Source organism: Lysobacter concretionis Ko07 = DSM 16239 (assembly GCF_000768345.1).
In the GTDB taxonomy this organism is placed as follows: domain Bacteria; phylum Pseudomonadota; class Gammaproteobacteria; order Xanthomonadales; family Xanthomonadaceae; genus Novilysobacter; species Novilysobacter concretionis.
Genome location: NZ_AVPS01000005.1, coordinates 346,392 through 373,388, shown reverse-complemented (window position 1 = coordinate 373,388; position 26,997 = coordinate 346,392). Strand labels below are relative to the sequence as shown.

Genomic DNA, 26,997 nt, shown 5'->3' with positions numbered 1-26,997 from the left:
TCATACGCCCTGGTTGAACACGACGCCGGCGAACTTGTCCGGGTCGAAGCTGGCCGCCGCCTGGCTGATCGCGGCGGGTGTGTCGTGACCGTAGCCGGTGACCAGCACGACCACGTCGGCGAGGTCCGCCAGGATGCGGGCATCCGGGCCCCCGCGTACCGGGGGGCTGTCCAGGAAGATGTAGCGGTCCGGGTAGCGTGCACGCAACGAGTCGATCAGCAGCCGCATCCGGAACGACGAGAAATACTCGACCCCGTTCTCGCGGGAACGTCCGATGGGTAGCAACCGCAGACGGGGAACTCCGGTGTCGTAGAGCATCCCGCCGATATCGCCGTTGACGTCCTCGAGGTAGTCGATCAGCCCTCCCTTGGAGGCTTCCACGCGCATCGTGGTGTCCTGGGAGGGGTGGCGCAGGTCGCAGTCGATCAACAGCGCGCTCTTGCTGTCGTCGAAAGCGAAGGCGGCGGCGAGGTTGCGGGCCACGAAACTGCCACCACTGCCGCGACTCACAGGGGCGACCAGGGTCACGAAGTTGGTGTCGGAGGTTGCCAGCAGCCGGGTGCGCAGTTCGCGGAACGCATCGACTTCCGGACGCGCGGTGTCGGAGCGGTGGATGATTGGCCGTTCCGATGCCTGCGCGGGAGTCAGCTCCTGCGAGCTGCCCATACGCGCGATGGAGCGGCTGGCCGCGCGGCGTTCGGCGATCTCGTCGATAACGGGGAGGGGCACTTCGTTCATAGCGCGTGCACCAGCTTCATGGCCAGAACCAGGCCATAGATGACAGGAACCACCAGGAACAGCAGCGAAGCCAGGGCGAACTGCCGGCGGGATTGTGCGCGGCGCCGGTTGCTCACGAAGGCCGGTACCGTTCCCAGCACGGGCAGGTTGGCCTGGTGTTCGATCTGCAGCGGCGTTCGTACGCGCGGATCGAGCTTGATCATCCCCAGCAGCAAGACCAGCGGAATGAAGATCGCCGCCATCAGGCCGGCCCCGGCAACATGCATCAGGCGCAATCCGCTGGGGCGCAACGGCAGTGTTGCCGGTTCCTGGATGCGGAAGCTGAGGCCCCGCCTTTCATCGTCCAGGTTCATCGATAGGCGGGCGTTCTCGCGGCGCTTGAGCAGGTCCTGGTAGAGATCGCGATTGACTTCATAGTCGCGGGTCAGCTCGGACAGGTTGCTTTCGGAGGCGGCGATCCGGCGGCTGCGTTGCAACTCCTGTTCGAGCAGTGATTCGCCCGTGCTGATGCGGCTGGCGGTGGCGGCGCTGCGGCGACGTGCCTCGGCCAGTTTGCTGCGCAACTCGGTGTACAGCGGGTTGAAGGTCGCCGCGCCGTCCAGGGCGCCCGGTTCGTTGGCGCTACGCGTGTCCTGGCGTTGGCTTTCGCGCCGCAGCTCCGCCTCCAGGTCGTTGATCTGGTGCTGGGTGCGGATCACGTCCGGATGCTGCTCGGTGTAGTTCAGCAGCAGGCCGCTGCGCTGGGTCTGCAACTCGGCCAGCCGTGCCTGGATCTGGCCGACCCGCGTCTGCACCATGGTGATTTCGTTCTCGCCGGAGAGTTGCGTCTGCAACGCGCTTTCCTGCGAGCGCAGATCAAGCAGGTCCATGCGCGCGCTTTCCACCTGCCGGCGCAGTTCGCCAATGCGTGCGTTGACGTCCACATCGGTGCCCGGACGCGCGTCGGGATTCTCGGTGCGGTAGCGCTCCAGGTTCGCCTCGGCGCCGGTCAGCTTGGCGTGGTACTGGCTGACCTGCGACTGGATGAACTCGAACGCCTGCCGGCTCTCGCGGCTCTTGGCGGCGAGGCTCTCGTTGATGATGAGATCGCCGAAGCGCTTGGTGACCTGGTAGGCGCGCTCCGGGTCCGAGTCGGTGTAGGAAATCTGGATCAGGTTGTCGCTCGGGTTGATGATTTGCGTGCGGTTGGCGATCTGCTCGATCAGCCGCTCCTGGGTCAGCGGACTGGGCTTTGCGGCGAGCCAACCGCCGGCTTCCAGGATCTCGTTCATCACCCGGCGGCTGAACGCCACCTCCTTGGCGATGCTCGCGCGGTTGGCGACACCAGTAGGTACAGCGCGGCCCTCCATCAGCGGCGCGATGATGTTGCCCTGCTCGACCAGGATGGTGGTGCTGGCCACGTATTTTTTGGGCAACACCATGCCCACCGTCAATGCGAGCAGGGCGATGCCGGCGAACAGGCCGAACAACCTCACCGGATGGCGTTTGAGCTCTTCGAAGGCGATGGGGACGAAGGTCAGCGGCGAGGACCGGTCATCGCCTGACCACTCCATCGGCAGGGTGTTCACAGGGCGCGCTCCGGCACGGTGATCACGTCACCTGGCGCGACGTTGAAGTTGGTCGACAGGTCGCCGCGGTTGAGGATGCGGTCCAGCCGCACGCTGTAACTCCTGGTATTTTCGCCATCCTTGCGGTACAGGTCCGAACGGTCGGCGGCGGCGAACTCGGTGACCCCGCCGGCGGCCAGCACCGCATCCAGCACGGTCATGCCCGGGCGGTAGGGGATCGATACCGGCTGGCGCACCGCGCCGGTCACGCGGACCCGCGACAGGTATTCGTGGCTGCGCAACTCGGTCAGGATCACCGCCACCTGCGGGTCGCGCACGAAGGCGGCCAGCTTCTCCTGCACATCCTTGGCAACTTCGTCCGGTGTACGTCCGGCGGCCAGAACGTCCCCGACCAGCGGCACCGAGATCCTGCCGTCGGGTCGTACGGGCACCGTGACTTCCAGCTCCGGGTTGCGCCAGACCGATACCCGGACGAGGTCGTCGACCCCGATGTGGTACGCATCGACGCTGGTTTGCGCCATTGCCGCCGGCGGCGGGCCGGAGGTCGAGCCGCCGGTGGTGGAGCAGGCGATCAGAGTCAGGCAGAGGAGGAACGCGAAAAAACCGAGACGGTGCCGAATCATGGGAATCCCCTGTGGTACAGCCGGGTCAACGCAGAACCGGGGGGGCAGCGGCCATCGAAGCGGCGACCGGGCCGGACTGTTGGCGCGCCCGGCGCCGATGGCCTCATGAGCGGGCAAGGGCGGTCGCCGATTACGGGAAAAGTCATCGGGATCACGGACTGGCGGGGTCCGGTCGGTGCAGGGGGGCGTGACGGTCATTGGATGGCTCACTCCAGACGGGGTGGTGGCACACATGCAACGGATGCGGAGTCGATGGGTCTCAACGATGACCACCCCTCCGATCCCTTACCCCCATACCAACGCGGAACTGTCCGGTTACCGGCAATGGCCGCATTCCGCGTTTGTCGTAGGTAACTGCAGTGGCAAGGGGAAGGCGAGTGCGTATCCTGGTTTCCGGCGGAGCCGGCTATATCGGTGCCCATACCTGCGTCGTGCTGGCCGAACGCGGCCACGACGTGGTCATCGTCGACAGCTTCATCAACAGCGAGCCGCGCGTGCTGCAACGACTGCAGCGTCTGCTCGGCGCTCCTGTCCCGTGCGTGCGTCTGGACCTGCGCGACCGGGTCGGGCTGTTGAAGGTGCTGGCGAGCCGGCGGTTCGATGCGGTCGTGCATTTCGCTGCGCTCAAGGCGGTCGGTGAGTCCTGCGAGCGTCCGCTGGACTATTTCGACAACAACCTCTGCGGGACCATCTCCCTGTTGCAGGCGATGCAGGCCGCCGGGGTGGACACGCTGGTGTTCAGCTCATCGGCTACGGTCTACGGCGCGCCGCGGAAGGTTCCGGTGCGCGAGGATGCGCCGCTGCAGGTCACCAATCCGTATGGGCGCACCAAGCTGGTCGCCGAGCAGTTGATCGAAGACCTCTGCCAGTCCGACCCGACCTTCCGCGCCGCGAACCTGCGCTATTTCAATCCGGTCGGCGCCCACGGTTCGGGGTTGATCGGGGAGGATCCGGCGGGTATTCCGAACAACCTGATGCCGTACATCTGCCAGGTGGCTGCGGGCCGGCGCGAACGCCTGAGCGTGTTCGGCAACGACTACCCCACCGTCGACGGCACCGGCGTGCGCGACTACATCCACGTGGTCGATCTGGCACGCGCGCATGCCGACGCGCTGGAGTACCTGGTGCGGGCCGACCGCAGCGTCACCCTCAACCTCGGCACCGGACGTGGCGTGAGCGTGCTGGAGTTGCTGCATGCGTTCGAGCGCGCATCCGGCCGCGAAGTTCCCTACCGGGTCGTTTCCCGCCGCCCCGGCGACGTCGCCGAGGTCTACGCCGATCCGACCCTGGCCTGGCAGTTGCTTGGCTGGCGCGCGCAACTCGATCTGGACGCGATGTGCCGCGATGCCTGGTTGTGGCAGTCGATGAATCCCGACGGCTATCGTGCGGCGGCGAGGAAGCCGGTGGAAGCGGTTTCCCGTCCTGCCGCGGCCGTATTGAATGCCGCGATGACCGTCACCCAGCCGCAGGCGTGGCGCTGACTTTGCCCGGCGGACGCAGCAGCGCGTCGACCACCGCACCGGGCTGCTTCATCCACTCGAAATGGTCGGCGCGGCTGCCCAGCATGGTGTCGTCCAGCGTGCTCACCGATGCGGCGGCGCAGGGCATCTTCGCCAGCAGGAAGCGCAACGACGATTCGGGCGCGAGCCAGTCGTGCGCAAACAGCACGGCCTGGATTCGCGGTGCCGACGCCGCCAGCGCGGCTTCCAGATCGGTATCGATGCCTTTGGCCGCGTAACGGCCGCTGATGGCCGTGCGTGACCAGTCGTCGATCACGCCGCGTGCCTCGCGACCGCCGAAGCCGAGGCGACGACCGGGCAGGGCGCCGTTGAGGTTGGCCAGCCACGGCAGGAAGCGGTAGGCCAGCGGCAGGTACCAGCGCGAGGGTGTCGGGAACGCCCGCCAATACGGCGCCCCGCTGCCGACCAGCCACAGCCGGCGGTCGTGTTGTGCGGGTGTCATCGCGATGCGGCAACTGGCGAGCTGGCCGCCGAGGCTGTGCCCGCCGATGATCGTCGGCAGCCCGTCCGGCAGTGCGGCGGCCAGGGCGGCTTCGCTGGCGGGCAGGTCTGCTTCCAGCAGTTCGGCGTAACCCCAATTGCACTTCCGCGACGCGCGCAGGTTGCTGCTGCCGTGCCCGCGCCATTCGTGCAGGAACACCGCGATGCCACGCGCGGCCAGTGATTCCGCCAGCGGCAGGTAATGGCGCGCCGCCACGCCGAGCGCCGGCAGCCACAGCACACTGGCGACGGGTTGTTCGGGAATGCGGGCCAGCAGCTGCCAGCTATGGCCGTCGCTGGCGTCGACCGGCAGCTCCCGCGCCTGCATCAGCCAGCCTCGCCGGGCCGGCCGGTTGGCATTGTCGGCGCCGCACCGAAGTGATCGAGCACGACGACATCGCCGCGTCCCGGCCGGTAGCCGCCGCGCAACGCGCGGTGCACGTAATCGGATGCGTCGATGCAGGCCTGCGACAACGGCCTGCCCAGTGCGAGGCCGGCGGCCACCGCCGAGGCGAGCGTGCAGCCGGTGCCGTGCGCATCGATCGCCAGACGCGGATGACGGATCGACTCGATGCTCCCGTGGTCGTCACCATCGGCGAGCAGGTCGACCACGTCGCCACCGTCTTCCAGGTGTCCGCCCTTGAGCAGTACCGCGCGCGCACCGGCCCCCAGCAATTCCGCGGAGGCGGATTGCATTGCCGCGCCATCGGCGACGCGATGGCCCAGCAGCAGCTCCGCTTCGGGCAGGTTCGGGGTGATCAGGCTGGCCAGCGGCATCAGGCGGTTGCGCAATGCATCCAGTGCCTCCGGTTCCAGCAGCCGCGCGCCGGAGGTGGCCACCATCACCGGATCCAGCACGATGTGTGCGGGACGGTAGTGCTCCAGCGCGTCGGCAACGGCGTGGATGACCTCGGCGTTGGCGAGCATCCCCAGCTTGACGGCGCCGATCCGGAAATCATCGAAGCAGGCGTCGATCTGGGCGCGCAGGAAGCCGGTGTCGGGTACGTGTACCGCGGTTACCCCGCGAGTGTGCTGGGCAGTCAGCGCGGCAATCGCGCTCAGGCCGTGGACACGGTGCGCGGCGAAGGTCTTCAGGTCGGCCTGGATGCCCGCTCCGCCACCGGAATCGGAGCCGGCAATGGTGAGCGCGCAGAAAGGACGGAAGTCTTGGTCGATGGTCATGGCGCCATTGTCGCGGAATCGGTTGCGGATGGCTGCGCGCGGGTCACGAAGGCTACGGCGCCGCCGGCGGATGCAGATGCCGATAGACGCCATACCCCAGCCCGGTGAGGCCGGTCAGGATGGCCGGCAGGTACAGCGCCCCGTAGTCGAACCGCGCGAACAACCACGCCCCCAGCAGGCCGCCGATGAAAAAGAAGCTGATGATCACCACGCACAGGGCCAACCGTCGCCGGTGCAGCGGCATTCCGCGGACGGCGTGGCCGAACATGATCCCCAGGTCGGTGAACATGCCGCTCAGGTGCGAGGTGCGGATCAGCGCGCCACTGTAGGTCGTCGTCATCGCGTTCTGCAGTCCGCAGGCCATCGCCGCCAGCAACGGGCCGGCGAGGTGCTGCTGGCGGAACAGCGGGATCGCCGCGAACAGCATCACTGCCTCGATCGTCAGCACGACGCCATAACGACGCCCCAGTTGCAGCGTGCTGTCCTGGACGATGAGTCCGCTCAGCGCCGAGCCCACCACGTAGGCGGCGATCATGCCGGCCAGGTGGACGGTCGCCAGGCGGTCACCGGCGACCAGCGCCGCTCCCAGCAGGGACGTGTTGCCGGTGAGGTGGGTAATGGCCTGCTGCTGGTAACCCAGAAAGCCGACCACATTGATGATGCCGGCCACGCAGGCCAGCGCCGCCGCACCCACCCAGACCCAGCTGGCGAACCGTTCCGCCACCGGCTTACAGCACCTCGGAGGCGTAATCGGCCAGCCGCGAGCGCTCGCCACGGCGCAGGGTCACGTGCGCGCTGTGCGGCCAGTCCTTGAAGCGGTCGACCGCGTAGGTCAGGCCGGAGGTGGTTTCGGTGAGGTAAGGCGTGTCGATCTGCTCGACGTTGCCCAGGCAGATGATCTTGGTGCCGGGGCCGGCGCGGGTGATCAGCGTCTTCATCTGCTTCGGGGTCAGGTTCTGCGCCTCGTCGAGGATCAGCCAGCGGCTCAGGAAGGTGCGCCCGCGCATGAAGTTCAGCGAGCGGATCTTGATCCGGCTGGCGAGCAGGTCATTGGTCGCCGCGCGTCCCCAGCTGCCGCCTTCCTGGTTGTGGGTCAGCACTTCCAGGTTGTCGGTCAGCGCGCCCATCCACGGCGTCATCTTTTCTTCTTCGGTGCCGGGCAGGAAGCCGATGTCCTCGCCGACGCTGACCGTCGCGCGGGTCATGATGATTTCCCGGTAACGCTGCTGGTCCATCGTCTGCGCGAGGCCGGCGGCGAGCGCCAGCAGGGTCTTGCCGGTGCCGGCGGTGCCCAGCAGGGTGACGAAGTCGATGTCCGGATCCATCAGCGCGTTGAGGGCGAAGTTCTGCTCGCGGTTGCGCGCCGTGATGCCCCACACCGAATGCTGGTTGTGGCGGAAATCATCGACGATCTGCAGCACCACCTTGTCAGCGCCGACGCTGGCGACCTTGAGCTCGGTCTCGTCGCTGCCGGGCAGGTGCAGGAACTGGTTCGGGTACCAGCTGTCGCCATCGACGCGGGCGATCTCGTAATACGTGCGGCCCTTGTCGGTCCACGACCGCAGCTCCTTGCCGTGCCGCCTCCAGAAATCCTCCGGCAGCTCGGTCGCGCCGGTGTAGAGCAGGCTGAAGTCGTCCAGCGCGCGGTCGTTCTCGTAATCCTCCGACACGATGCCGGCGATCGCCGACTTGATCCGCAGGTTGATGTCCTTGGACACGAACACCACGTCGGCGTCCGGCTCGGCCTCCTTCAGCGCCAGGATCGCGCCGAGGATCGCGTTGTCCGGCACCACCGCGCCGAAGCGCTTGCCGGCATCGAAGTGGTCGGTCTGGAAGCGCAGGCAACCCGCGCTCGCAACGCCGCGCAGCTGCAGCCCGCCCGGCGGCGACAGCGGAATGCCGGTGGCGATCCTGCCGGTGCCGGCGGCCTCGACCAGCTCGTTGAGGAAGCGGCTGACCTGGCGCGCGTTGCGGCTGGCGTCGGTGGTGCCCTTCTTGCCGTTGTCCAGTTCCTCGATCACCTGCATCGGCAGGTAGATGTCGTGCTCCTGGAACTTGAACAGCGCGGTCGGATCGTGCATCAGCACGTTGGTGTCGAGCACGTAGATCCGCTTGCTTCTCGTCATCACGAACTCCACTGGGGATGGAACAACAGGAGGTTGCCTGCCGGGTGGCTCACAAGGGTATTGCCGGGGCAGGGCACCGGACACGGCCAAGCCACCACGTGCCCGCGGATGCGGGGTGGCGAGGGTGGCCTGGTCGAGGCGGTCACCGGGTTTCGGCGGGCGCTGGGGCGCCGGCAGCGCCGATGTGCCCGGCGAGCGCTTCGTACACGGCCTGCGCGTGGCCGGGGACTTTCACCGGCTGCCACGACCGGGCGATGACACCGTCGGGGTCGATCAGGTAGGTACTGCGCACGATGCCCATGAACTTGCGGCCGTACAGGGTCTTTTCCCGGATCACCCCGAACGCGTTGCACAGCGCTTCGTCCGCGTCGCTGACCAGATCAAACCCCAGGCCCTGCTTGGCGATGAAGTTCTGGTGGGACTTCACCGAGTCGCGCGACACGCCCAGGATCTGCGCGCCGGCGGCCTGGAACTGCGGCAGCAGGGCGGTGAAATCCCTGCCTTCGGTGGTGCAGCCCGGCGTGCTGTCCTTCGGGTAGAAGTACAGCACCAGCCACTGGCCGCGGTAGTCGGCGAGCGTGGCGGTGGCACCGCTGGACAGGTCGAGCGGCAGGTCGGCGGGAACGTGGTCGCCGGTATCGAGCATCGATATGACTCCTCAGAACTTCATCGGGTCCAGGATGGCGTCCAGGTTGAGGTGGTCGCAGAACTCCAGGAAGTCGTCGCGCAATACGGCGATGTGCATGCTGGCCGGCACGCCGATGGTGATCTGTGCCGAGAACATGTCCGCGCCGGTCTGCATCGCCCGGTAGCGGGTGCAATGCAGGCTCTCGATGGTGATGCCCTGGCGGTCGAAGAAATCGGCCAGCTGGAACGTGATGCCGGGCTTGTCGGCCGCCACCACCTCGACGATGTAGGGCAGCAGGTCGGACTGGATCTGCTTCTCGCCGGTGCGGTACCAGATCAGCTTGATGTGGTCCTCGCGCTCCAGCCGGGTCAGCATGGCCTCCAGCTTGGCGATCGCATCCCACGAGCCCATCGCCAGTGCGGTCACCGAGACGTCGCGGCCTACCGTCGACAGACGTGCATCGACCAGGTTGCAGCCGCTTTCGGTGATCCGGCGCGAGACGGGCAACAACGGAGAGTCCGGATGCGTCGAGTAGGCATTGATCAGGAGGTGGTTTTCATTCGGCGACGGCCGGGGATTGGGGTCGGTCAAGGCGGCGCCTGCAAGAGTGGGGACTGGCTTCGGCGCGATACGCAAACTGCATGTCGCCCGGGAGCTGAACGACGATCCGCAAGCGGAGCGTGGCTGCAGGCAGCATACTTGCCCGTGCTTTCGCGCCGCAAGTAACATCGGCCGCCTGCAGCCCGCCCGTGGAGTCTTGCGTGCGGCACCTTCCGCCACTCATGCAAAGGTTTCCGACTTGCGACTTTCCGGCAGCATCACCGCACTGGCGACGCCGTTCGACCCTGACGGCGAGCTCGACCTCGACGCATGGCGTCGCCTCATCGACGCGCAACTGGCCGGTGGTACGCAGGCGCTGGTGGTGGCCGGTTCGACCGGCGAGGCCGCGGCCCTGTATGGCGTTGAATTCGACGTGTTGCTGCGCACGGCGGTGGAGCAGGTGGGCGGTCGCGTACCGGTGATCGCCGGCACCGGCGACGCCAACACGGCCAAGTCGATCGAGCAGACCCGGCGTGCCGGCGCGCTGGGCGCGGATGCCGCGCTGGTGGTGACCCCGCCGTACGTGCGGCCCACCCAGGACGGGCTGGTTGCCCATTACCGCGCGATCGCCGACGACGGCGCGTTGCCGGTGGTGCTGTACAACGTACCCGGGCGCACCGGCGGAGACCTGCTGCCGGAAACGGTCGCGCAGCTGGCCGGTCATCCGCGCATCATCGGCATCAAGGAGGCGCGCAACGAGCCCGAGCGCATGCTGGCGCTGCTGGCTTTGCAGTCCAGTGATTTCGTCGTCCTCAGCGGCGATGATCCGACCGCATGCCGGGCCATGCTGGCCGGTGCGGACGGCGTGGTTTCGGTGGCTTCCAATGTGTTGCCACGTGCGTTCCGCCGCTTGTGCGAGCTGGCTCGCAATCACAAGCAGCAGGCCGCGGAAGGCTGGAACGAGCGCATGGAGGCGACGTATGCCTTCCTGGGCATCGAGTCGAATCCGATCCCGCTCAAGGCGCTGCTGGCCGCCCAGGGCATCGGCTACGGTCTGCGCTTGCCCCTGTTGCCACTGTCCCCGCGCCACCACGACACCGCAGCGACGATTGCTGCGACCATCCGCGAACTTGAACTGGCCTGCGACGCTGTCGCCGGTTGACCTGGAGATTCCCCCTATGCGTTCCACTGTCCCGTTATCCCGTGCCGCAATTGCCGGCGCCCTCGTGGTCGGCCTGGTCGCCGTTTCCGGTTGCAGCTGGCTACGCAAGGACGACGCGCTGTACACCGCCCAGACCCGGCCGCTGGAAGTGCCGCCGGATCTGGACCTGCCGCGCACCACCTCGGCGATGGCGAGTCCGGCCGGCACTCCGGCGGGCACGGTAACCGCTTCGGGAACCGTAGCCGCGGCGCAGGCGGCACCCGTTGCGGGCACCTCGACCGGCTTCGTGGTTGCCGGCAGCCGTGACGAGGTGTTCGAGAAGGTCGATGCTGCCCTGACGGCGGTCGACGGACTCACGATCGCCAGCCGCGCCAAGTTGCTGGGTGCGTTCGACGTGAACTACCTGGACAGCAACTTCCTGGTCCGGGTCAGCGAGACCGAAGCCGGCGCCTACGTCTCCGCGGTCGACCCGCGCGGCATGCCGGCCACCGGTGAAGCGCCGGTGCAGCTGGTGGCCGCCCTGAAGACGGCGTTGGGCGGCCACTGACTTCCCGCCGCATCCTTGATGACGCGACGACGGATCTGTCGTCGCCATGCAGAACGGGCACGGAAGTGCCCGTTTTTGTTTGCCTCATCCTTCGCCGCGCACGTCGGCTGGCAAGCGTCGCCGGCCGTATGCAGCCGGCCGTGCCTCAGCGCTCGAGCAGCGGCAGCTTGCCGGTCTTGTCGTCCCATTCCTGCGCGTCCGCCGGCGGATCCTTGCGCTGGCTGATGACCGGCCACTCCTTCGACAGTTCGGCATTGAGCTGGACGAAGATTTCCTGGCCACCGGGAACGTCGTCCTCCGGATAGATCGCATTGACCGGGCACTCGGGTTCGCACAGCGTGCAATCGATGCATTCGTCCGGGTCGATCACCAGGAAATTCGGGCCTTCGTGGAAACAGTCGACCGGGCACACCTCGACGCAGTCGGTGTACTTGCACTTGATGCAGCTATCGGTGACGACGAAGGGCATGGACTGGATTTCCGGTGACGTGACAACGGTGGAAGTGTAGCGATTTGCGCCGGTCCGCCCCAAGCCGTGGCGATGGGGCGGTGTCGCGCGGCGTACAAAAAGAAAGCCCGCACATCGCTGTGCGGGCTTCCGGGTATGTGGCGCTCCCTAGGGGATTCGAACCCCTGTTTTAGCCGTGAGAGGGCCACGTCCTAGGCCTCTAGACGAAGGGAGCAAACCCGCACCGGACTCTCACCGTGATGCGGCCTGCTAGTATATGGCGCGCTGTTGCAGTCGGCAACGGTTTATCATCAAAAAATTCCCAACCGCGGCGATGCCCGCTCGATGCCAGACCAAAATCCACTTTCCCATCCCGTACTGCGGGTCATCCCTCGCGATCAACACAACGTGTCTCGCAAGGACATCAGTCCCAGTGCGCTGCGGGTGCTGTATCGCCTGCGCGACGGAGGCTTCGCCGCTTATCTGGTAGGCGGCGCGGTGCGCGACCTGCTGGCGGGGCGGCAGCCGAAGGACTTCGACATCGCCACCGACGCGACGCCCGAGGAGGTCAAGCAGTTGTTCCGCAACTGCCGCCTGATCGGTCGCAGGTTCCGTCTGGCGCATGTCGTGTTCGGCCGCGAGATCATCGAGGTCGCGACCTTTCGCGCCAATACCGACGATGGCAGTGGCGACCGCGAGCAGCATGAAGGCGGCCGGCTGGTGCGCGACAACGTCTACGGCACGATCGAGGACGACGCGGTGCGCCGCGACTTCACCGCCAATGCGCTGTATTACGCGATCGAGGATTTCTCGGTGCGCGATTACGTCGGCGGTTTCGAGGATGTGCAGAACCGCCTGATGCGCCTGATCGGCGATCCGGAAACCCGCTACCGCGAGGACCCGGTGCGCATGCTGCGTGCGGTGCGTCTGGCCGCCAAGCTGGGGTTCCAGATCGAGACGGCGACCGCCGCGCCGATCCCGCAACTGGCGTCGCTGCTGTCGGAGTCGGCACCGGCGCGCCTGTTCGAGGAGTGCCTGAAGCTGTTCCTGTCCGGGCATGCGGTCGAGAGTTTCCTCGGGCTGGAGCGCTACGGCCTGTTGCCCGCGTTGCTGCCCGCCAGCGCGGCCGCGCTGAAGGCGAACCGCAGCGGGGCGTTGCGCAAGGTGGTGCTCGACGGATTGCGCGGCACCGACCAGCGCGTGGCCAATGGCGATCCGGTGTCGCCCGCGTTCCTGTTTGCACTGCTGCTGTGGCCGGCCTACTGCCGTTCGCTGATGGCCTTGCAGGCGCAGGGCGTGCAGACGGTGGATGCCCAGCGTCGCGCGGCCGACCGGGTCACGGTGCAACAGCTGTCCACCATTGCACTGCCGCGACGGTTCTCGATCCCGATGCAGGAAATCTGGCTGCTGCAATCGCGGTTCTCGTTGCGCCAGGGCAAGCGGGTGTCGCGGATGCTGTCCCATCCGCGGTTCCGTGCTGCATTCGACTTCCTCAGCCTGCGTCTGGCCGCGTCGGACGAGCATGCCGCCGATGTCGAGTTCTGGCTCGATCAGCAGCGGCAGCTGGGCGACGCCCACCGTGCGTCATACGACGCGGATGCCGACGCGGTGCCGCCTGGTCCGGGCGACGTGGACGCACAGCGCCGCCCGCGTCGCCGAAGCCGCCGGGTATCGTCAGCCACCGACGAATGAGCTCCGCCATGGTCTTTGTCGGCCTCGGCAGCAACCTGGGTGACAGCGCGGCGATCCTGCAGGCGGCATTCGTGTCGCTGGATGAGTTGCCGGATACCCGCTTGCTGAAGGCCTCGCGGCTGTACCGGACGCCGGCCTGGGGATTGACCTCGCAGCCGGACTTTCTCAACGCGGTGGCGATGCTGGACACCACGCTCACCCCGCAGGCGCTGCTGGCGGCGCTGCTGCGGATCGAGCGTGATGCGGGCCGGCTGCGGCGGGACGATGGCAGCGACCGCTGGGGGCCACGCACGCTGGATCTCGACCTGCTGCTGTATGCCGACCAGGTGATCGAGGAGCCGGGCCTGCGGGTGCCGCATCCGCACCTGCATGACCGTGCGTTCGCGCTGCTGCCACTGGTCGAAATCGCGCCGCAGGTGCGGATTCCCGGCATCGGCGCGGCTTGCGATTCGTTGGCCAGGATGGCCACCGACGACATCCAGGCGCTACCGTATACGCCCCCGCCGCCGACCCACGCGGCACGTTAGCGAGCAACTCCCATGTATACCTCCCCCGCGACCCCGTCCGAGCGCAAGCCCTGGACCGTGCCGATGTTGCGCATCGCCAAGAAGGACGGCCGCAAGCTGGTGATGCTGACCTGCTACGACGCCGGTTTTGCACGCGCGGTCGACACCGCCGGCATCGACATGGTGCTGATCGGCGACTCGCTGGGAATGGTCGTGCAGGGGCACGACAGCACCTTGCCGGTGACGGTGGACGACATCGCCTATCACACCGCCTGCGTCGCGCGCGGACTGGCCACGACCCTGCTGGTCGCCGACATGCCGTTCCAGTCCGATGCGTCGGCTTCGCGTGCACTGGATGCGGCGACGCGCTTCCTGCAGGCCGGCGCGGCGATGGTCAAGATCGAAGGTGCCGGACACAAGCTCGAGGTGATCCGCCATCTGGTCGAGCGCGAAATTCCGGTGTGCGCGCACCTCGGCCTGACCCCGCAATCGGTGCTTCGCCTGGGCGGGTATCGCGTGCAGGGGCGTGATGAGGCGGCGGCAGCGAAACTGCTCGAAGACGCGCATGCGGTGGCCGATGCCGGCGCGGAACTGCTGGTGCTGGAATGCGTGCCGACCGCGGTGGCAGCGAGAATCAGCGCCGAGCTGGCCATCCCCACCATCGGCATCGGCGCCGGCCCGCAGTGCGACGGGCAGGTGCTGGTGCTGCACGACATGCTCGGTCTGGCCGGTGGCCAGCGCCGGCCGAAGTTCGTCAAGGACTTCCTCGCTGAAGGCGGCTCGGTGGTCGGCGCGATGCAGGCCTATGCCACGGCCGTGCGCGAGGGGCAGTTCCCGGGCGCGGAACACTCCTACGCCTGATTCGGGGCCCCGGGGCTGATGGCTCCGGTACCGTCCCGTTTCCACCCATCCATCCAGACCATCTGCTGATCCATGATCGAAACCGTCACGGAACTCTCCGCCTTGCGCGCCCGCATCCGCGAATGGAAGCGCGCCGGCTTGCGTGTCGGCCTCGTGCCCACGATGGGCAACCTGCACGCCGGCCACCATTCGCTGGTCCAGCTGGCGCGGGAAAACGCGGACCGCGTAGTCGTCAGCGTGTTCGTCAACCCGACCCAGTTCGGCCCCAGCGAGGACTACGACCGGTATCCACGCACCGTCGATGCCGACCGTGCCGGTCTGGATGCCGCCGGCGCCGACGTGATGTGGCTGCCCAGCGTGCCGGCGATGTATCCGCACGGTGTGGATGCCGCGGTGAAGGTCTGCGTGCCGGGCGTGACCGGAGTGCTGGAAGGCGCCCACCGCCCCGGCCATTTCGATGGCGTGTCCACGGTGGTGTCGCGATTGTTCAACCAGGTGCAGCCGGATGTGGCCGTGTTCGGACTCAAGGACTACCAGCAACTGGCGGTGATCCGCTACCTGGTCGACGACCTCGCGTTCCCGGTCGAGCTGGTCGCCGCGCCGATCCTGCGCGAGGCCGACGGCTTGGCGATGAGTTCGCGCAACCAGTACCTGTCGGCGCAGGAGCGTCCGGTGGCGGCCACGATATGGCGCTGCCTGCAGGCGATGCGCGCGGCCAGCCAGTCCGGACAGGCGCGTCAGGCCGTGGAGGCGGGTGGCGTCGAGCAGCTGGCCAGCGCAGGATTCGACGTCGACTACGTGGCCATCCGGCGCCCCGATCTGGGCGAACCGGCACCGGGCGAGCGTGGCCCGCGTGTCGCCCTGGTCGCCGCGCGGCTGGGCACGACCCGGTTGATCGACAACCTGGCATTCGACCTGTGAATGCGAAACAACGTTGTGCCGGGGTCATGTTGCAGCGCGCCATGCGCTGATAAACTGGCGCCTCTTGAACGCCCGCATGCCGTGGTCGGAGTCATCGAAATGCAACTGAACCTGCTCAAGGCCAAGATCCACCGGGCCACCGTCACCCACGCCGAACTGCATTACGAGGGTTCGTGCGCGATCGACGGGCGGCTGCTGGATATCTCCGGCATCCGCGAGTACGAACAGATCCATATCTACAACGTCAACAGCGGGCATCGCTTCGTCACCTACGCGATCCGGGGCGAGGAAGGCAGCGGCGTGATCTCGGTCAATGGCGCGGCCGCGCACTGCGCGCAACCGGGCGACCTGGTGATCATCTGCGCCTATGTCGGGCTCGACGAGGCTGAAGCGGCGGCCTACAAGCCGACCCTGGTGTACGTCGACCAGGCCAACCAGCTGACCCACACCAACCGCTCGATCCCCGCGCAGGCGGCCTGATTTTTGTCCGACCGGACTTCCTTCGGGTGTCCGAAGGCGCAGGAGCGGCGTGAGCCGCGAACGCGCAGGGAATGACGCGATAACGACGTACCGATTCCGGTGGTCGATCCGGCGGGGTGGCGATCTCTCTCACCGTGGTCGTGATGTACAGGTCGCGGCTGAAGCCGCTCCTACAGGAGCTTGGGCCGCGGCGATCGGATTGTTGTAGGAGCGGCTTCAGCCGCGACCGCGGGGCTTCGATCCCGGCGATCGCGACATGATCGCCTCAACTTCGCCTCAACCTCGCGCTGCCGGCCCATTCGGTACGCCGTGGCGCTCCAGCGCCCATTCGACATGCTCGCGCACCAGCGGGTCGTCGCTGTCACGGCGTGATTCCAGTGCGGCGACCACCTCGGGCGTGGTCGGTGCGTTGCCCAGTGCCACGGCGATGTTGCGCAACCAGCGCTGGTGCCCGCTGCGGCGGATCGCCGAGCCTTCGCTGCGCTGCAGGAATTCGGCCTCCGTCCAGGCAAACAGCTCCGCCAGGCTGGCCTCGTCGAGGTTGTTGCGGGCGCGGAAATCCGGCTCGTCGGTGCGCTTGGCGAACTTGTTCCACGGGCACACCAGCTGGCAGTCGTCGCAGCCGAAGATGCGGTTGCCGATCGGCTCGCGCAGTTCCAGCGGGATCGGCCCGTCGTGCTCGATGGTCAGGTAGGAAATGCAGCGCCGCGCATCCAGCCGGTACGGCGCGGTGATCGCCTGTGTCGGGCAGACGTCGATGCAGCGCGTGCAGGTGCCGCAGTGGGTGCTCGCGGGCGCGTCGACCGGCAAAGGCAGGTCGAGGTAGATCTCGCCGAGGAAGAACCACGAGCCGCCGTCCTTGTCGATCAGGCAGGTGTGCTTGCCGATCCAGCCCAGCCCGGCGTTGCGGGCCAGCGCACGTTCCAGCACCGGCGCCGAATCGACGAACACGCGATGCCCGAACGGGCCGACCACTTCGGCGATCCGCGTGGCCAGCCGCTGCAGGCGCTGGCGCATGAGCTTGTGGTAATCCCGGCCCAGCGCGTAGCGGGCGACGTAGGCGCGCTCGCCGTCGGCCAGGGTCTGCCAGGCTTCCTGGTCGTCGCGCCGGCCGTAATCCAGGCCGACGGAGATGACCCGCAGGGTGCCGGGGATCAGCTCGGCCGGCCGCGAGCGGGCGTCGCCATGGCGCGCCATCCATTCCATCGATCCGTACAGGCCCTGCGCCAGCCAGTCGCGCAGGTGCGCCTCGTCCTCGCCCAGGTCGATGCCGCTGATGCCGCAGCGCTGGAAGCCGAACTCCCGCGCAAGCTCGCGGATGCGCCGGGCGAGCGCGGCAGGGTCGGCGGGCTCGCAGCCCGCGTCGGTCGGCGTCGCCGGCAGCGGGTCTTGATGGGGAAGGGAGGAGTGGGTCACGGCCCGCCAAGTATAGAATCGCCGGATGCTCCCTGCCGCCGCCCTCCATTCCGTCAGCACCGTGCGCGAGATCGAAAACCGCGCCACGGCACGGCTGGGCGACGGGTTCGAATTGATGCGGCGCGCCGGCCGCGATGGGTGGCAGACCGTTTTGCAGCACTGGCCCGCAGCCCAGTCGGTACTGGTGGTGTGTGGCCCCGGCAACAACGGGGGCGACGGCTACGTGCTGGCGAAGCTTGCGCACGGGTCCGGTCGCCGCGTCCGGGTTGTCAGGCTGCCCGACCATGCGCCACGGACGGAACAGGCCCGCCGCGCTTGCGCGGATTACCTCGCCAGTGGCGGGGAGGTGGTCGATTTCATCTCCGGGCTGCCGCATGCGGACGTGCTGGTGGACGCGCTGTTCGGGATCGGCCTGACGCGGGCCCCGGATGCGGCGGCCGCAGTGCTGGTCGAGGCCATCAATGGCCACCCGGCGCCGGTTCTAGCCCTCGACGTGCCCAGCGGGATCGACGCGGTGACCGGCGGCGTTCCCGGTGCTGCGGTCTTGGCCGATGCCACGCTGGAGTTCATCGCTGCCAAGGCCGGTTTGCGAACGGGTCCCGCGCGCGACTGCACCGGCGAGCTGCAGGTCTCCGATCTGGAGCTCGGCATCGACCAGCCTGGCCAGGACGGCGATGACGTGCTGTGGACCGGCATCATGCCCAGTGCCGAGTGGCTGCGGGCGGCGGACCTGACGCGCTGGCTGCAACCGCGACTGCGCGACAGCCACAAGGGCCGCAATGGCCGCGTGCTGTGCGTCGGCGGCGAGCACGGCCACGGCGGCGCGATCATGCTCGCGGCCGAGGCGGCGTTGCGTACCGGCGCGGGTCTGGTCGATGTCGTCACCCGCACAGACCACGTCGGCGCGCTGCTGGCCCGGCTGCCGGAAGCCATGGCGCACGGACATGCCGACGATGCCGATGCGCTGGAGGCTGAGCTGGTGTCGATGGCCGATGTGATCGCGATCGGGCCCGGCCTGGGGCAGTCGGCCTGGGCGCTCGCCCTGCTGGAGCAGGCAATGGGGTCCGGCAAGCCAGCGGTGCTGGATGCGGACGCCCTGAATCTGATGGCGAAGCACGCGTTGGCGCCACCGCCCGGCAGCGTCCTGACCCCGCACCCCGGCGAGGCCGCGCGCCTGCTGGAAGTGGAGAGCGCCGACATCCAGCGCGACCGGTTTGCGGCCGCGCAGGTACTGGCCGTGCGCCATGACGCCGTGGTGGTGCTGAAGGGTGCCGGGACGGTCATCGCCGCACCGGGGCGCACGCCACGGTTGGTCGATGCCGGCAATCCCGGCATGGCGGTAGGCGGCATGGGCGACGTGTTGACCGGCGTCATCGCGGCGCTGCGGGGGCAGGGGCTGGACGCGTTCGATGCCGCCAGCTGTGGCGCCTTGCTGCATGCGGTGGCCGGCGATGCCGCTGCAAGTGACGGCGGCGAGCGCGGTCTGTTGCCCAGCGACCTGATGCCCCGGCTGCGTCGTCACGCCAACCCGGCTGCCGTGCGATGACGACGTCGTACTGGCTGGCGGACAGCGACAGCACCGACCGCTTGGGGCGCTCGCTCGCCCAGACCCGTCCGCCCCGCGCGGTGGTGCATCTACAGGGCGACCTGGGCGCCGGCAAGTCCACCCTGGCGCGCGCCCTGCTGCGCGAGCTGGGCGTGCAGGGCGCGATCCGCAGCCCGACCTACACGCTGGTCGAGCGTTATCCGCTGGCGACCGGCGGCGAAGCCTGGCATCTCGACCTGTACCGGATCGGCGACCCCGGCGAGCTGGAATACCTCGGCCTGGACACCGACGACGTGACGCTGTGGCTGGTGGAATGGCCCGAGCGTGGCCTCGGCAGCCTGCCTGCGCCGGACCTGTGCATCGAGATGGCGCTGGAAGGAGACGGTCGTATTGCCGCATTGAAACCACAAACCGGGACCGGCCAGCGCTGGCTTGAGCATCTGGCCGAGGCCGCTCCGCTTGCGCACGACTCCTGAACCTTTCGGCAAGAAGATGCGCCAGGTGTCGGATTCTTAAGGGAAAAAGTGCTTGCAATCTGTCGGGAGCGATGCTTGACTACGCGCCATGCGAGTCCAAAGCGCCACCTTCCGGAATTTCCTGCTTGGCCTGGCGCTACCGATGGCGCTGGTCTGGAATGGCGCACACGCCAGTGAAATCAAGGCGTTGCAACTCACCAGCGGGGCCACCGGGACGCGAGCCGAGATCGCCCTGGACAAGGCCGGCGAGTTCACCGTCATCAGTCTGGCCGGGCCGGACCGGCTGGTGATCGACCTGCCGGCGTCCTCGCTGGCGGCGGGGGTGCAGACTCCGGCCGGTGTCGGCGTGGTCCGGTCCGTACGTACCGGCAAGCCGGTTCCCGGCACCGCGCGCATCGTATTCGACCTCGCCCAATCCGTCACGGCACTCAAGCCGCGTATCGAACAGGGGGCTTCAGGCCCGACCCTGGTCGTCGAATGGCCGGGCGATGGCGTTGCTGCGACCGCGCCGGTCCGCACGTCGCCCGTCACGACGGATGGTCCTCCTTCATCTTCATCGGCTGGTTCAACCGCCGCCGCGGCCGCGATGATGGCGTCGGTGAGTGCGCCCGCGCCCGCGACGATTGATTCCGCGGCCGCATCGGCGGAAGCGACCAGCCGGCTGATCTCGCAGATCGCCGCGCAGACGATGGCTGGCAATGCTTCATCAGGTACGACGCCGGCAGCTGCGCAGGCCTCGCCACAACAAGCCGCGCCGCCGAATGCCGTACCCACCACCATCGCGACGGGAATCCCGACCCGCGTCGCCACCGGCGTTCCTGCGACGGTTGCGGCCGGTCAATCAACCGCTCCCGCGCGCCCGCAGCCTTCGGCGACCGAGCCGGTCAAGACCTTGCAGCAGGTGATGCAGGGTCGGGGAATGCGGCCGCTGGTGATCGCGATCGATCCCGGCCACGGCGGCCAGGACCCGGGTGCGGTCGGCCAGAACGGCACCCGCGAGAAGGACGTCGTGCTGGCGATCGGCAAGGAGCTGGCGCGCCAGATCAACGCCACGCCGGGCCTGAAGGCCTACATGACGCGCGACACCGATGTCTTCATCCCGTTGAACCGGCGTGCGGCGCTGGCGCGGGCGGCGAAGGCGGACATGTTCATTTCGCTGCATGCCGATGCCGCTGAAAACCGCGGAGCGACCGGGTCTTCGGTGTATGTGCTGTCGTTGCGCGGCGCGTCCTCGCAACGCGCGCGCTGGCTGGCGGACAAGGAAAACTCCTCTGATCTGGTCGGCGGGGTGCGGCTGGCGCAGACCAACAACACGCTGGCGTCGGTCCTGCTGGACCTGACCCAGAGCGGTCACATGAAGGCCTCCGAAGACGCGGCCGGGCAGATCCTCGGCGGACTCAAGCGGGTGGGCAACGTCCACAAGCCGCAGATCGAGCGCGCCAACTTCGCGGTGCTGCGGACTTCCGACATGCCGGCGATGCTGGTGGAGACAGCCTTCATCTCCAATCCGGCCGAAGAGGCGCGGCTGAAGGACCCGGCGTTCCAGCGCAAGCTGGCCGACGCGGTGCTGGATGGCGTCAATACCTTCTTCACCCGCCAGCCACCGCCGGGCACGATGTACGCCGCCCGTGCCGCGGCGGCAACCGGCCCTTCCGGCGCCGCGGGCGGCAGCCCCTGACATCCCGACTGGCGTGACCGGCAAGCTCGCGCAGTTCGTTATGATGGCCGGTCACTACGCCAGCCCGGGTTCCGCCTCTTCGTGTCAATCAGACCGCTTCCCGACACCCTGATCAACCAGATCGCCGCCGGCGAGGTCGTCGAGCGACCCGCATCGGTGGTCAAGGAACTGGTCGAAAATGCATTGGATTCCGGTGCGCGCCGGGTCGATATCGACCTGGAGGAAGGCGGTGCGCGGTTGATCCGCATCCGGGACGATGGCTCGGGCATTGCCGCCGCGGAATTGCCGTTGGCGGTGTCGCGCCATGCGACCAGCAAGATCGCGTCGCTGGACGATCTGGAAGGGGTGCTCACGCTCGGGTTCCGCGGCGAGGCGCTGCCGTCCATTGCCTCGGTCAGTCGCTTTTCACTGACTTCCAGGCACGCCGATGCTGCTCACGGCGCCGTGCTGGAAGTCGAGGGCGGCCGGGTCGGCGAGGTCACGCCGAAGGCTCACCCGACGGGCACTACCGTCGAGGTCCGCGACCTGTTCTTCAACGTGCCGGCGCGCCGCAAATTCATGCGCGCCGAGCGCACCGAGCTGTCCCACATCGAGGAGTGGCTGCGCCAGCTCGCGCTCGCCCGCCCGGATGTCGAGCTGCGGGTATCGCACAACGGCAAACCGTCACGGCGCTGGAAGGGCGATGCCGACATGCTGGACAAGGCCGGCCTGTCGGATTCGCGCCTGCACGAGACGCTGGGCGAGGAATTCGCCAACAACGTCCTGCAACTCGACCATGAAGGCGCAGGTCTGCGCCTGCACGGCTGGATCGCACAGCCCTCCTACAACCGGGCCAGCACCGATCAGCAATACCTGTACTGCAACGGCCGCGCGATCCGTGACCGCAGCGTCGCCCACGCCGTCAAGCAGGCGTATGCGGACGTGCTCTTCCATGGCCGCCAGCCGGCCTACGTGCTGTTTCTGGAGCTGGACCCGCGCCGGGTCGACGTCAACGTGCATCCGGCCAAGCACGAGGTGCGCTTCCGCGATTCGCGGCTGATCCACGATTTCGTCTACCGCACTCTGCAATCGGTACTGGCGCAGACGCGTGCCGGCCAGGTCCCGGTGGCACCCACTGACACTGCCGAGACGATGGGGCAGGGTGCGGCAACCGGAGCGCACTACCGCTGGAACCCGCCGCAGACGCCGCTGGGCCTGCAGGTGGCTGAAACCCGGGCGGGGTTCGCTGCGCTCTATGGCGAGCGCGAACCTGCCGGCCTGCCGAGCCGCGAGGCCGGCACCGGGATTGAGCATCCGCCCATGCCCGCCAGCAACGAAGCCACGCTGCCGCCGCTGGGCTATGCGGTCGCCCAGCTGCACGGCATCTACATCCTGGCCGAGAGCAGCGAGGGGCTGATCGTGGTCGACATGCACGCCGCCCACGAGCGCATCGGCTACGAGAAGCTCAAGCGCGCCCATGACGGCGAAGGCCTGCGCAGCCAGCCGTTGCTGGTACCGGCGATGCTCGCGGTGTCGGAGCGCGAGGCGGAAGTGGCCGAGCGCGAGGCGGAAACGCTGGCGACGCTCGGCTTCGAGGTCACCCGTTCCGGCCCGCAGTCGCTGACCCTGCGCTCGGTTCCCGCGCTGCTCGCCCACGGCGATGTCGAGGCGCTGTTGCGCGATGTGCTGGCCGACCTGCGCGAGCACGGCGGCGCATCGCCGCTGGGAGGGATCCGGGTCGCGGCAGCCCGCGACGAGTTGCTGTCGACCATGGCCTGCCACGGTGCCGTACGCGCGAACCGCCGCCTGAGCCTGCCGGAAATGAACGCCCTGCTGCGTGAGATGGAAGTCACCGAGCGCTCCGGCCAATGCAACCACGGACGGCCTACGTGGGCGCACTTCAGCCTGCCTGAAATCGACCGCTGGTTCCTGCGAGGACGCTGACATGACCGCGTTATCCCGACCGCTCTTGTCCCGACCGCTCTTGTCCCGACCATTCCCCTATACGCATGCCGCCGCCGTCGCGATCATCGGCGGCGCTATCGTGCTGGGCGGCTGCAACCGCCAGCAACCCACCCATACCGACCAGGAGCCCGCCGTGTCCGCCGAACAACTCGCCTTCGATGCCGAGCAACAGCGCTGGCGGGAACAGCGTCTCACCGGCCTGCTGGCGCCTGACGGCTGGGCCAGCCTGACCGGCCTGCACTGGATCGAACCCGGCCCGCATTACGTCGGCAGCAATGCCGGCAACGGGATCAAGCTGACGATGGGGCCGCAGCACCTGGGCATGATCGATCTTCGCGACGGCCGGATCCGCTTCGTGCCCGAGTCCGGCGTGGCGCTGACGGTCGACGGCGAAGCCCTGGCGGGACCCACCTCGCTGCGCGTCGACGACGATCCGGCCGGACCGAGCCTGCTGGGTTTCGATGACGGCAAGGGGCAGGCCACCGTGATCAAGCGCAACGGCCGCTACGCGCTGCGTGTCCGCCACGCCGAGGCGCCCAGCCGTACCCGTTTTTCGGGGCTGGATTACTGGCCCGCGGACCGCTCCTGGGTGGTGGATGCGAAGTTCGTCGCGCACCCGGTCGGGCAGACGATGGAGATCGCCAACATCGTCGGTGCGTTCGACGAGGTGGCCAATCCGGGCGTGGTCGAATTCGAGCGCGATGGTGCGACGTACCGATTGGAAGCGATCGACGAGGGCGGGGACGAGCTGTTCCTGGTGTTCGCCGACCGCACCAATGGACACGGCAGCTATGGCGCCGGGCGCTTCCTGTACGCGCCCAGGCCGGATGCGACCGGCAGGCTCGTGCTCGATTTCAACCGCGCCTACAGCCCGCCCTGCGCCTTCACCGCCTTCGCCACCTGTCCGTTGCCGCCGCCGGAAAACCGGCTGGATCTGGCCGTGACCGCGGGCGAGAAAGCCTACGCCCATGCCGATTGAACGCTTGCTTGGCTCGCTGCGCGGATTGCCCGGAACTCCCGTGCCCGCATTGAAAATACTGTTGGCCTGCCTGCTGGCGGTGTCCAGCGTGGCGTCCGCTGCGCTCATCCGCGACCGCGCGGTGCCGGACGTGGTGCCGCTGCACGACGCGGCCAGCGACGTTCCCGCCCATGAGCCTCCGTTGCCGTTGTTGTGGAAAGTCTCCGATGCCGACAACGCGGTCTACCTGCTCGGGTCGTTCCACTTGCTCAAGGACGACGACTACCCGCTGTCGCCCGATATCGATGCGGCGTTCGCGGACGCCGGGCGGATCGTGTTCGAGGTGGCACCGGAGGACCTCGCCGATCCGGACACCGGCCGCAAGTTCCTCGAGGCCGCCCGGTTCGAGGACGGCCGGACGCTGTCGGACGTGCTGGACCCGCGCCTGCGCGAAAAGCTGCATCGACTGCTCGCCAGGCAAGGCAGTTCGATCGGCCAGATCGACCACTACAGCCCGTGGTACGTGAACCTGTCGCTGATGCTGGGCCTGTCGCAGTCGCTGGGTTTCCGCGCCGAGCAGGGACTGGACCGCTACCTCATGCAGCAGGCGCTGGACGCCGGCAAGCCGACGTCCGGGCTGGAATCCATCGATGACCAGTTGCACGCACTGGTCGCCTCGCCGATGGCGGAGCAGGTCACGGGACTGGAGGATTTCATCGACCGCCCGCAGGAAATCCCCGCCGAATTGTCCAGCCTGCATCAGGCCTGGCGCGATGGCGACGTGGCGAAGCTCGATGCGTTGACCCGGCTGGAGATGCTCGACAGGACGCCGCAGACCTACCAGATCATCAATGTGGATCGCAACGAGGCCTGGTTGCCGCAGCTGCAGCAGATGCTCGACGACCATCGGCACCTCGATTTCCTTGTGGTGGTCGGCGCCCTGCATCTGCTCGGGGAGGATGGTCTCGTCGAGAAATTGCGCATGCATGGCTACCGGATCGAGCGAATCTGCTCCGCCTGCGAGCCGGCGGCTGACAGCGGGATCGAGCCGGACGCCGCGGCATCGCCTGCGCCGGAATCCCCGTAAAGCCAGGTTTTGCCGGGCCGTCCGACTGGACTACTTCTTCGGGCGTCCGACTGGACTTCCTTCGGTCGTAGGGGCGGTGTACCGCGAACGCGCGGAGCTCCACGTCGCGGCTTTCTTTCCGCTTGCCGCCTGCGTCTGGCGGCCGCGCGGGAAGGCATCGATTGCGCACCCTGCGGAACCGCCCGCCAGGCAACTACATCCGGAACACGCCGAACTTCGTGCCTGCCTCGATCGGCGCATTGAGCGAGGCCGACAGGCCCAGCCCCAGCACGCGGCGGGTGTCGGCCGGATCGATGATCCCGTCGTCCCACAACCGCGCGGTGGCGTAGTACGGGTTGCCCTGGCTCTCGTACTGGTCGCGGATCGGCGCCTTGAAAGCCTCTTCCTCGTCCGCGGTCCATACGCCGCCCCGTGCCTCGATGCCGTCGCGCCGCACGGTGGCCAATACGCTGGCCGCCTGCTCGCCGCCCATCACCGAGATGCGCGCGTTCGGCCACATCCACAGGAAGCGCGCGCCGTAGGACCGGCCGCACATCGCGTAGTTGCCGGCGCCGAAGCTGCCGCCGATCACCACGGTGAACTTGGGTACGTGCGAACAGGCCACCGCGGTGACCATCTTGGCCCCGTCCTTGGCAATGCCGGCCTGTTCGTATTTCTTGCCGACCATGAAGCCGGTGATGTTCTGCAGGAACACCAGCGGGATGCCGCGCTGGTTGCACAGCTCGATGAAATGCGCGCCCTTGAGCGCACTCTCGGCAAACAGGATGCCGTTGTTGGCGACGATGCCGACCGGATAGCCGTGGATATGCGCGAAGCCGGTGACCAGGGTCTTGCCGTAGCGCGCCTTGAACTCCTGGAAGCGGCTGCCGTCGACGATGCGGGCGATCACCTCGCGGATGTCGAACGGACGGCGGGTGTCCTTCGGCACGATGCCGTACAGCTCTTCGGCGGCGAACAACGGCTCGCTCGCGGGCTGCACGGCGACCGGCAGGGCCTTCTTGCGGTTGAGCGTGCCGACGATGTCGCGTGCGATCTGCAACGCGTGCCGGTCGTCTTCGGCGAAATGGTCGGCGACCCCGGAGATCGAGGTATGCACGTCCGCGCCGCCGAGCGTTTCAGCGTCGACGATCTCGCCGGTGGCGGCCTTCACCAGCGGTGGCCCGCCGAGGAAGATCGTGCCCTGTTCCTTGACGATGATGCTCTCGTCGCTCATCGCCGGGACATAGGCCCCGCCCGCCGTGCAACTGCCCATCACCACGGCGATCTGCGGGATGTTTTCCGCGCTCATCCGGGCCTGGTTGTAGAAGATCCGGCCGAAGTGTTCCTTGTCGGGAAACACCTCGTCCTGCAACGGCAGGAACGCGCCGCCGGAGTCGACCAGGTAGATGCAGGGCAGGTGGTTCTCGCGCGCGATCTCCTGCGCCCGCAGGTGCTTTTTGACCGTCATCGGGAAGTAGGTGCCGCCCTTGACGGTGGCGTCATTGGCGACCACCACCACTTCCTGGCCCTGCACACGCCCGATGCCGCAGACCATGCCGGCGGCGGGTGCATCGTCGCCGTACATGCCTTCGGCGGCCAGCGGCGCGATTTCCAGGAACGGCGAGCCGGCGTCGAGCAGGGCGGTGATGCGGTCGCGCACCAGCAGCTTGCCGCGCGCGGTGTGACGGTCGCGCGCCTTGTCGCCGCCTCCCTGCGCCACGCGGACCAGCCGCGCATCCAGTTCATCCACCAGCGCGCGGTGATAGGCGACGTTGTCCCTGAAATCCTGTGAGCGGGGGTCGAGGGCTGAACTCAATGCGGGCATGCGGCAATCGGGAGGTGACGGGAGGTTGCACAGGATAACCGTACGCGCCGATTCCGTTCCGAGGAT

26 protein-coding genes and 1 tRNA gene are annotated in these 26,997 nt (G+C 67.9%); 14 read left to right on the top strand and 13 right to left on the bottom strand.

Annotated elements, in window-relative coordinates; genetic code table 11:
* The 3 genes from N792_RS08160 to N792_RS08150 are packed head-to-tail and all read right to left on the bottom strand — an operon-like array spanning window position 1 to window position 2,929.
* Entirely contained in the window at window positions 1-738 is a 738-nt protein-coding gene (locus tag N792_RS08160) for a P-loop NTPase family protein (protein ID WP_052103744.1), read from the bottom strand.
* On the bottom strand, window positions 735-2,306 hold the full coding sequence (locus N792_RS08155) for an XrtA system polysaccharide chain length determinant (protein ID WP_156969346.1): 1,572 nt from the start codon (window positions 2,304-2,306) through the stop codon (window positions 735-737). Before N792_RS08155 ends, N792_RS08160 begins: the two co-directional genes overlap by 4 nt.
* Window positions 2,303-2,929: an XrtA/PEP-CTERM system exopolysaccharide export protein gene (locus tag N792_RS08150; RefSeq protein WP_036193934.1), complete on the bottom strand. Its 627-nt coding sequence runs from the start codon at window positions 2,927-2,929 to the stop codon at window positions 2,303-2,305. Before N792_RS08150 ends, N792_RS08155 begins: the two co-directional genes overlap by 4 nt.
* A gap of 377 nt (window positions 2,930-3,306) precedes the next feature.
* Between N792_RS08150 and galE the strand changes: the two genes are divergently transcribed.
* On the top strand, window positions 3,307-4,410 hold the full coding sequence (galE, locus tag N792_RS08145; RefSeq protein ID WP_052103741.1) for a UDP-glucose 4-epimerase GalE: 1,104 nt from the start codon (window positions 3,307-3,309) through the stop codon (window positions 4,408-4,410).
* On the opposite strand, the gene N792_RS08140 is transcribed toward galE, so the two are convergent.
* The 6 genes from N792_RS08140 to N792_RS08115 all read right to left on the bottom strand — a co-directional run bounded on the left by N792_RS08140 (window position 4,385) and on the right by N792_RS08115 (window position 9,456).
* Complete coding sequence (locus tag N792_RS08140) at window positions 4,385-5,257, bottom strand: alpha/beta hydrolase family protein (RefSeq protein WP_052103739.1); 873 nt, start codon at window positions 5,255-5,257, stop codon at window positions 4,385-4,387. The two genes, galE and N792_RS08140, sit on opposite strands and share 26 nt — an antisense overlap.
* Window positions 5,257-6,111, bottom strand: coding sequence for a bifunctional hydroxymethylpyrimidine kinase/phosphomethylpyrimidine kinase (gene thiD / locus N792_RS08135; protein ID WP_036193933.1), 855 nt, complete (start codon window positions 6,109-6,111; stop codon window positions 5,257-5,259). The genes N792_RS08140 and thiD overlap by 1 nt, the downstream gene beginning before the upstream one ends.
* A 52-nt stretch (window positions 6,112-6,163) precedes the next feature.
* A complete protein-coding gene (locus N792_RS08130) occupies window positions 6,164-6,835 on the bottom strand; it encodes a YoaK family protein (protein WP_036193932.1) in 672 nt (223 codons plus the stop codon).
* Between the two features lie 4 nt (window positions 6,836-6,839).
* Window positions 6,840-8,237, bottom strand: a complete 1,398-nt coding sequence (locus N792_RS08125; RefSeq protein WP_036194051.1) for a PhoH family protein — start codon at window positions 8,235-8,237, stop codon at window positions 6,840-6,842.
* 142 nt (window positions 8,238-8,379) lie between these two features.
* The gene (locus N792_RS08120; protein WP_052103737.1) at window positions 8,380-8,883 is read right to left on the bottom strand and encodes a peroxiredoxin; all 504 of its coding nucleotides are present in this window, start codon (window positions 8,881-8,883) and stop codon (window positions 8,380-8,382) included.
* A gap of 12 nt (window positions 8,884-8,895) precedes the next feature.
* Complete coding sequence (locus N792_RS08115; RefSeq protein ID WP_036193931.1) at window positions 8,896-9,456, bottom strand: glycine cleavage system transcriptional repressor; 561 nt, start codon at window positions 9,454-9,456, stop codon at window positions 8,896-8,898.
* 208 nt (window positions 9,457-9,664) lie between these two features.
* On the opposite strand from N792_RS08115, the gene dapA reads away from it, so the two are divergent.
* Together dapA and N792_RS08105 are read left to right on the top strand one after the other, a co-directional pair.
* Window positions 9,665-10,567, top strand: a complete 903-nt coding sequence (gene dapA, locus N792_RS08110; RefSeq protein ID WP_036193930.1) for a 4-hydroxy-tetrahydrodipicolinate synthase — start codon at window positions 9,665-9,667, stop codon at window positions 10,565-10,567.
* A 16-nt stretch (window positions 10,568-10,583) separates the two neighbouring features.
* A complete protein-coding gene (locus tag N792_RS08105) occupies window positions 10,584-11,114 on the top strand; it encodes a hypothetical protein (RefSeq protein WP_036193929.1) in 531 nt (176 codons plus the stop codon).
* A 145-nt stretch (window positions 11,115-11,259) separates the two neighbouring features.
* On the opposite strand, the gene fdxA is transcribed toward N792_RS08105, so the two are convergent.
* Complete coding sequence (gene fdxA / locus N792_RS08100) at window positions 11,260-11,583, bottom strand: ferredoxin FdxA (RefSeq protein ID WP_036193928.1); 324 nt, start codon at window positions 11,581-11,583, stop codon at window positions 11,260-11,262.
* 138 nt (window positions 11,584-11,721) lie between these two features.
* Window positions 11,722-11,797: transfer RNA gene (locus N792_RS08095), tRNA-Glu, on the bottom strand.
* 110 nt (window positions 11,798-11,907) lie between these two features.
* Here N792_RS08095 and pcnB point away from each other — a divergent pair.
* The 5 genes from pcnB to panD all read left to right on the top strand — a co-directional run bounded on the left by pcnB (window position 11,908) and on the right by panD (window position 16,022).
* Window positions 11,908-13,254: a polynucleotide adenylyltransferase PcnB gene (pcnB, locus tag N792_RS08090; RefSeq protein ID WP_036193927.1), complete on the top strand. Its 1,347-nt coding sequence runs from the start codon at window positions 11,908-11,910 to the stop codon at window positions 13,252-13,254.
* A gap of 8 nt (window positions 13,255-13,262) precedes the next feature.
* A complete protein-coding gene (gene folK, locus N792_RS08085; protein ID WP_425478860.1) occupies window positions 13,263-13,781 on the top strand; it encodes a 2-amino-4-hydroxy-6-hydroxymethyldihydropteridine diphosphokinase in 519 nt (172 codons plus the stop codon).
* Window positions 13,782-13,793: 12 nt separating this feature from the next.
* Window positions 13,794-14,621 (top strand): 3-methyl-2-oxobutanoate hydroxymethyltransferase, encoded by an 828-nt coding sequence (gene panB, locus N792_RS08080; protein ID WP_036193926.1) that lies wholly within the window; start codon window positions 13,794-13,796, stop codon window positions 14,619-14,621.
* A gap of 72 nt (window positions 14,622-14,693) precedes the next feature.
* Window positions 14,694-15,542 carry a pantoate--beta-alanine ligase gene (panC, locus tag N792_RS08075; protein WP_036193925.1) on the top strand — a complete coding sequence of 283 codons (849 nt, stop codon included), beginning with the start codon at window positions 14,694-14,696 and terminating at the stop codon, window positions 15,540-15,542.
* 99 nt (window positions 15,543-15,641) lie between these two features.
* Window positions 15,642-16,022, top strand: coding sequence for an aspartate 1-decarboxylase (panD, locus tag N792_RS08070; RefSeq protein WP_036193924.1), 381 nt, complete (start codon window positions 15,642-15,644; stop codon window positions 16,020-16,022).
* A gap of 276 nt (window positions 16,023-16,298) precedes the next feature.
* On the opposite strand, the gene queG is transcribed toward panD, so the two are convergent.
* Window positions 16,299-17,405 carry a tRNA epoxyqueuosine(34) reductase QueG gene (queG, locus tag N792_RS08065; RefSeq protein WP_036194048.1) on the bottom strand — a complete coding sequence of 369 codons (1,107 nt, stop codon included), beginning with the start codon at window positions 17,403-17,405 and terminating at the stop codon, window positions 16,299-16,301.
* Between the two features lie 58 nt (window positions 17,406-17,463).
* Between queG and N792_RS08060 the strand changes: the two genes are divergently transcribed.
* The 6 genes from N792_RS08060 (at window position 17,464) to N792_RS08035 (ending at window position 25,127) form a co-directional block, all read left to right on the top strand.
* Entirely contained in the window at window positions 17,464-18,984 is a 1,521-nt protein-coding gene (locus N792_RS08060; protein ID WP_036193923.1) for a bifunctional ADP-dependent NAD(P)H-hydrate dehydratase/NAD(P)H-hydrate epimerase, read from the top strand.
* The gene (gene tsaE / locus N792_RS08055; protein ID WP_036193922.1) at window positions 18,981-19,460 is read left to right on the top strand and encodes a tRNA (adenosine(37)-N6)-threonylcarbamoyltransferase complex ATPase subunit type 1 TsaE; all 480 of its coding nucleotides are present in this window, start codon (window positions 18,981-18,983) and stop codon (window positions 19,458-19,460) included. The genes N792_RS08060 and tsaE overlap by 4 nt, the downstream gene beginning before the upstream one ends.
* A gap of 88 nt (window positions 19,461-19,548) precedes the next feature.
* The gene (locus tag N792_RS08050) at window positions 19,549-21,138 is read left to right on the top strand and encodes an N-acetylmuramoyl-L-alanine amidase (RefSeq protein ID WP_036193921.1); all 1,590 of its coding nucleotides are present in this window, start codon (window positions 19,549-19,551) and stop codon (window positions 21,136-21,138) included.
* An 81-nt stretch (window positions 21,139-21,219) separates the two neighbouring features.
* Window positions 21,220-23,061 carry a DNA mismatch repair endonuclease MutL gene (gene mutL, locus N792_RS08045; protein ID WP_036193920.1) on the top strand — a complete coding sequence of 614 codons (1,842 nt, stop codon included), beginning with the start codon at window positions 21,220-21,222 and terminating at the stop codon, window positions 23,059-23,061.
* Between the two features lie 40 nt (window positions 23,062-23,101).
* Window positions 23,102-24,061 (top strand): DUF1684 domain-containing protein, encoded by a 960-nt coding sequence (locus tag N792_RS08040; protein WP_224743924.1) that lies wholly within the window; start codon window positions 23,102-23,104, stop codon window positions 24,059-24,061.
* Window positions 24,051-25,127: a TraB/GumN family protein gene (locus N792_RS08035; protein ID WP_084105558.1), complete on the top strand. Its 1,077-nt coding sequence runs from the start codon at window positions 24,051-24,053 to the stop codon at window positions 25,125-25,127. Before N792_RS08040 ends, N792_RS08035 begins: the two co-directional genes overlap by 11 nt.
* Before the next feature lie 193 nt (window positions 25,128-25,320).
* Here the strand turns inward: N792_RS08035 and N792_RS08030 are convergent, their stop codons facing one another.
* Window positions 25,321-26,931: a carboxyl transferase domain-containing protein gene (locus N792_RS08030; protein WP_036193919.1), complete on the bottom strand. Its 1,611-nt coding sequence runs from the start codon at window positions 26,929-26,931 to the stop codon at window positions 25,321-25,323.
* Window positions 26,932-26,997: the final 66 nt, after the last annotated feature.